Source organism: Phenylobacterium sp. (genome assembly GCF_041691455.1).
GTDB lineage: Bacteria > Pseudomonadota > Alphaproteobacteria > Caulobacterales > Caulobacteraceae > Phenylobacterium.
Genome location: NZ_JBEPUO010000068.1, coordinates 1 through 4,375, shown reverse-complemented (window position 1 = coordinate 4,375; position 4,375 = coordinate 1). Strand labels below are relative to the sequence as shown.

4 protein-coding genes and 1 pseudogene are annotated in these 4,375 nt (G+C 69.6%); 3 read left to right on the top strand and 2 right to left on the bottom strand.

Features of this window, described 5'->3' with window-relative positions; all coding sequences use genetic code 11:
• On the top strand, nt 1-138 hold a 138-nt coding region (locus ACESMY_RS23485), incomplete at its 5' end, for a hypothetical protein (RefSeq protein ID WP_372787064.1).
• 75 nt (nt 139-213) lie between these two features.
• Here ACESMY_RS23485 and ACESMY_RS23480 read toward each other — a convergent pair.
• Complete coding sequence (locus ACESMY_RS23480) at nt 214-2,031, bottom strand: M2 family metallopeptidase (protein ID WP_372787063.1); 1,818 nt, start codon at nt 2,029-2,031, stop codon at nt 214-216.
• 191 nt (nt 2,032-2,222) lie between these two features.
• On the opposite strand from ACESMY_RS23480, the gene ACESMY_RS23475 reads away from it, so the two are divergent.
• Nucleotides 2,223-3,413, top strand: a complete 1,191-nt coding sequence (locus ACESMY_RS23475; protein WP_372787062.1) for a CaiB/BaiF CoA transferase family protein — start codon at nt 2,223-2,225, stop codon at nt 3,411-3,413.
• Here the strand turns inward: ACESMY_RS23475 and ACESMY_RS23470 are convergent.
• Nucleotides 3,410-3,772 (bottom strand): phage holin family protein, encoded by a 363-nt coding sequence (locus ACESMY_RS23470; RefSeq protein WP_372787061.1) that lies wholly within the window; start codon nt 3,770-3,772, stop codon nt 3,410-3,412. The two genes, ACESMY_RS23475 and ACESMY_RS23470, sit on opposite strands and share 4 nt — an antisense overlap.
• 144 nt (nt 3,773-3,916) lie before the next feature.
• Here ACESMY_RS23470 and ACESMY_RS23465 point away from each other — a divergent pair.
• Nucleotides 3,917-4,375, top strand: a pseudogene (locus ACESMY_RS23465) (hypothetical protein); the annotation flags it as partial.

Sequence of the window (4,375 nt, the reverse complement as noted above, 5' to 3'; positions counted from 1 at the left end):
CTGCAGGACGCGGCCTCGGTCGCCGGCCTGATGATCACCACCGAAGCGGCCATCGTCGAGGCGCCCAAGAAGGGCGGCGGCGGCGGCGGCATGCCCGGCGGCGGCGGCATGGGCGGCATGGGCGACATGGACTTCTAGTCCACGCAGCTTAGGCCTACCGAATGAACGAGGGCGGGACCGCAAGGTCCCGCCCTTTTTCTTTGGGCGCCCGCCTCAGCTCTTCCAGCCGCATTGCTGGCCCTTGTTCTGCTCGGTGAGCCAGACGTTGAGCGGGGCGAAGTAGTCGGCGATGGCGGTGGCGTCGATGTCCTTCTCGCCGGTGAAGGCCTCGAGCGCCTCGGGCCAGGGGCGCGACTGGCCCATCGCCAGCATCTTGGCGAACTTCGCGCCCACCGCCTTGTCGCCATAGACCGAGCAGCGGTTGAGCGGCCCCTTCCAGCCGGCCTGGCGGCAGGCGGCGCGGTAGAACTGGTACTCATAGATCCTGGCCAGGAAGTAGCGCGCGTAGGGCACCGAGGTGGCGATGTGGTTCTTCGCGCCGGGGTCGAAGGCGTCGGCCGGCCGCGGGCCCGGCGGGACCATGCCCTGGTACTGCTTCACCAGCGCCCACCAGGCGTCGTTGTAGTGCTCCGGCGTGACTTGGCCGGAGAACACCTCCCAGCGCCATTTGTCGACCAGCAGGCCGAACGGCAGGAAGGCGATGCCGTCCATCGCCTGCTTCAGGAGATATGGGATGTCGGCCTCCGGGCCAGGCACCGCATCGATGATCCCGAGCTGCTTAAGATAGCCGGGCGTCAGCGCGTTCAGACCCGCGAAATCGCCGATCGCCTCGTGGAAGCCGTCGTTGGCGCCGTTCTCGAACAGGTACGGCTGGGTGTTGTAGGCGCGCTGATAGAGGTTGTGGCCGAGCTCGTGGTGGACGGTGAAGAAGTCGTCCGCGTTGACGTGGATACAGGCCTTCAGCCGGATGTCGTCCTTGTTGTCCACGTCCCAGGCCGAGGCGTGGCACTGCACCTCGCGGTCGCGCGGGCGGGTGATCATCGAGCGCTCCCAGAAGGTCTGGGGCCAGGGCGAAAAGCCCATCGAGATGTAGAAGTTCTCGGCGGTCTTCACCATTTTTGGCGCGTCGTAGCCGCGGGCGGTGAGCTGCTTGGTCAGGTCGTAGCCCATGCCCGGGCCGTTCGCCGGGGCCACGACGTCGTAGATGTTGCCCCACTGCTGGGCCCACATGTTGCCGGTGAGGTCGGCGCGGATCGGGCCGGTCTTCGGCTGCACGGCGTCGCCGTACCGGGCGTTGAGGCGGGCGCGCACGTAGCAGTGCAGGTTCGTGTAGAACGGCTCGACCTGACCCCAGAGCTTGTCGGTGAGCGCCGCGAACTGGTCGGGCGTCATGTCGTAGCCGCCGCGCCAGAGCGCGCCGGTGTCCTTGTAGCCGATGCCGCGCGAGCCTTCGTTGGCGAGCGCGGTCAGCTTCACATAGTCGGCCTTCATGGCCGGGGAGACGAGGCGCCACTTCTCCCAGATCTCCCGGGCCTTGGCCGGGTCGCGGGTCCTGGCCAGTTCGTCCTCGAGATCCTCCAGGTGCAGGGTCTTGGCGTCGATGGTCGCCGTGCCTGTCGAATAGAGCGTCGCCAGGCGGGCCTGGATGTCGCCCATCTCCTGCGCGGCGCCCGGCCGGTCGGGCGAGGGCAGCACAAGCCCGTTCTTCAGCAGCAGCAGCTTGCGCCGGGTGACGCCGTCGACCGGCACATGGTCGAAGCGCGCGGCCTCTTTGGCGTAGCGGGTCGCCGTCTCGGTCTGCTCGGCCCCGGCCTTGGCGGTCAGGAAGCTGGTGTCGGTGTTGATGTAGGTCTCGTAGGCCCATTCGGCCTTGGCGGCGTAGACGCTCAGCTCGGCCAGATCCTTCTCCGCCTTGGCCACGAAGGCCTTGGCTTCCGCCGCGGTCGGCGCGGCGCCGTGCGCGGCGGGCTTGGCGAGCGCGGAGGTCCCGGCGAGCGCCAGGACGGCGGCGGACAGCAGAAGATGTTTCATGGAAACTCCGAAGACCGGATGCGGGCGGGCCCGCTCAAGCCCGCAATCGAGCCCCGCGCCCGCTCGCGGTCAAGCTCAGCGAGCGAGCGCGCCGTCCTTGACTCGAAAGGGCCGGAAGGCTGGCATTCCAGGGACCTGAACCCCAGAAGCGTCCGAAGACGTCGGGGCGTGCGCGTTGGAGGACCTGGCCCATGCTGCTGTCGGACCTGAAGGTGGTGGAATGGTCCACCTGGATCGCCGGGCCCGGCTGTGCGGCGGTGATGGCCGACTGGGGCGCCAAGGTGATCAAGATCGAGAGCGCGGCCGGCGACGCCACGCGCGGCTTCTGGCCGGACACCGCCGAGACCCCCGGAAACCCGATCTTCTCCAACGAAAACCGCGGCAAGCGCGGCGTCGTGCTGGACCTGGGCAAGCCCGAGGGCCGCGCGGCGCTGATCGCCATCCTGAAGGACGCCGACGTCTTCATCACCAATGTGCGGCCGGGCGCCCTGAAGCGTGCGCGGCTCGACTACGAGAGCCTGAAGGATGAGCTGCCGGCGCTGATCTACGCCAATGTCACCGGCTACGGCCTGACCGGTCCGGACGCCGACACCCCGGCCTTCGACCTGACCGGCTTCTGGAACCGCAGCGGCGTGGCCGCCGCGATCAATCCGCCCGACCGCGAACCCATCGGCTCCCGGCCCGGCTTCGGCGACCATGTGACGGCGCTGGCGACCCTCTCGGGCGTGCTCGCCGCCGTGCATGAGCGCGACCGGACCGGCGTCGGGCGCCAGGTGGAGACCGCCCTGATGCGGGTCGGCTGCTATGCGCTGGGCTGGGACATGTCGATCCGGCTGCGCAACGGCGAGGCGCTGACCGCCCAGCCCCGGCACAGCCGCCCCGGCGCCATCGCCGGCTACTTCCGCACCAAGGACGACCGCTGGATCTATGTCGCCCAGCGCGGCCCCAACGACTTCCCGCAGATGATGCGCCTGATCGGCCGCGCCGAGCTGATCGACGAGCCGCGCTGCGCGGCGCCCATCGTCGACATGGCCGTGGTCCACGAGATCCGGGCCCTTCTGGACGCGGTGTTCGAGACCCTGACGCTCGATGAGGCCAGCGCCATGATGCGCAAGACCGACATCATCTTCGCGCCGATGACCACGCTGGATGACTTCGTCGACGATCCCCAGGCGCACGAGGCCGGCTGTTTCGTCGACACGCCCGACGGCTGGGGCGGCAGCTTCAGGGCCCCGGCCGCGCCGGTGCGCTTCCCGGCGACGCCAACCGGCCCGGCCGGCCCGGCCCCCAAGCTCGGCGAACACACCCGCGAAGTGCTGGCGGAGGCCGGCTACGACGCCGCGGCTGTCGAGGCGCTGATCTCCGCGGGCGCCGCGACCTAGGCCCGCTCGCGCCGGTCGTCGCGCAGGATCATCCCGCCGATCCAGCTCGATATGCCGGTGACGATCGCGGCCAGCACGCCGGCGATCAGGCCGTGCACATGGAACCCGGGCACGATCATCGAGACCAGCCCGATCATCGCGGCGTTCACGATCAGCAGGAACAGGCCCAGCGTGATGATGGTGAGCGGCAGGGTGAGCACGAAGACGATCGGCCGCACGAAGGCGTTGACCACGCCCAGGAGCAGGGCCGCCAGGATCAGGGCGGTGGTGTCCCTAACCTCGATCCCAGCCACCAGCTTGGAGGCGACCCAAAGGCCCAGCGCGCCGAAGATCACGCGGACGAGGAACCTGGCGAACATGCGTCTCACTCCCGGCTTTTCAAGCTTCGCTACTAGAGCCGGTCCCCGCGGCGTAGGAAAGGGTTTCGACGCCGACACGCTCGGGGCGCAATTTGGCCTCAGCGGGGCGGTCTAGGTCGCCCACGGGCTAGCAGGGGTTTTCGGATGATCAGACGCGGTCTTGCGGCGGTGTTGTTGCTGGCCTTGGCCGCATGCGCGTCGAACCAGCCCCAGGGCCCGGACCGCTATCGCGGCAGTTCAGGCCGGATGGTCCGCGGTGAGGCCCTGAAGCCGGTGCGCCTGTTCATCAGCCCGTCGGGCGAGCCGTTCCGCGGCGAGGACGGCCTCGGCCACTGGGTCGAGCAAGTCGACACCGACCACGACGGCGCCATCAGCCTCGCGGAGTTCCGCGCCGACGCCCTGCATTCGTTCAAGACGCTGGACACCAATGGCGACGGGGTGATCGACGGCTTCGAGCTGCAGCACTACGAGCGCGACGTGGTGCCGGAGATCGGCGTCCTGAACTTCGATGCGGGGCCGCCCGAGGGCCGCCCGGCCAGCGGCCGGGGCGGCGGCGGACGGCGGGGCGGTCGCGGCGGCGGCGGTGGCGGCATGGGCCGCGGC

What these genes read in the sequence shown, in the direction of transcription:
- ACESMY_RS23470 (WP_372787061.1), bottom strand. Translation starts at nt 3,772, where the DNA reads ATGTTCGCCAGGTTCCTCGTCCGCGTGATCTTCGGCGCGCTGGGCCTT.
- ACESMY_RS23480 (WP_372787063.1), bottom strand. Translation starts at nt 2,031, where the DNA reads ATGAAACATCTTCTGCTGTCCGCCGCCGTCCTGGCGCTCGCCGGGACC.
- ACESMY_RS23475 (WP_372787062.1), top strand. Translation starts at nt 2,223, where the DNA reads ATGCTGCTGTCGGACCTGAAGGTGGTGGAATGGTCCACCTGGATCGCC.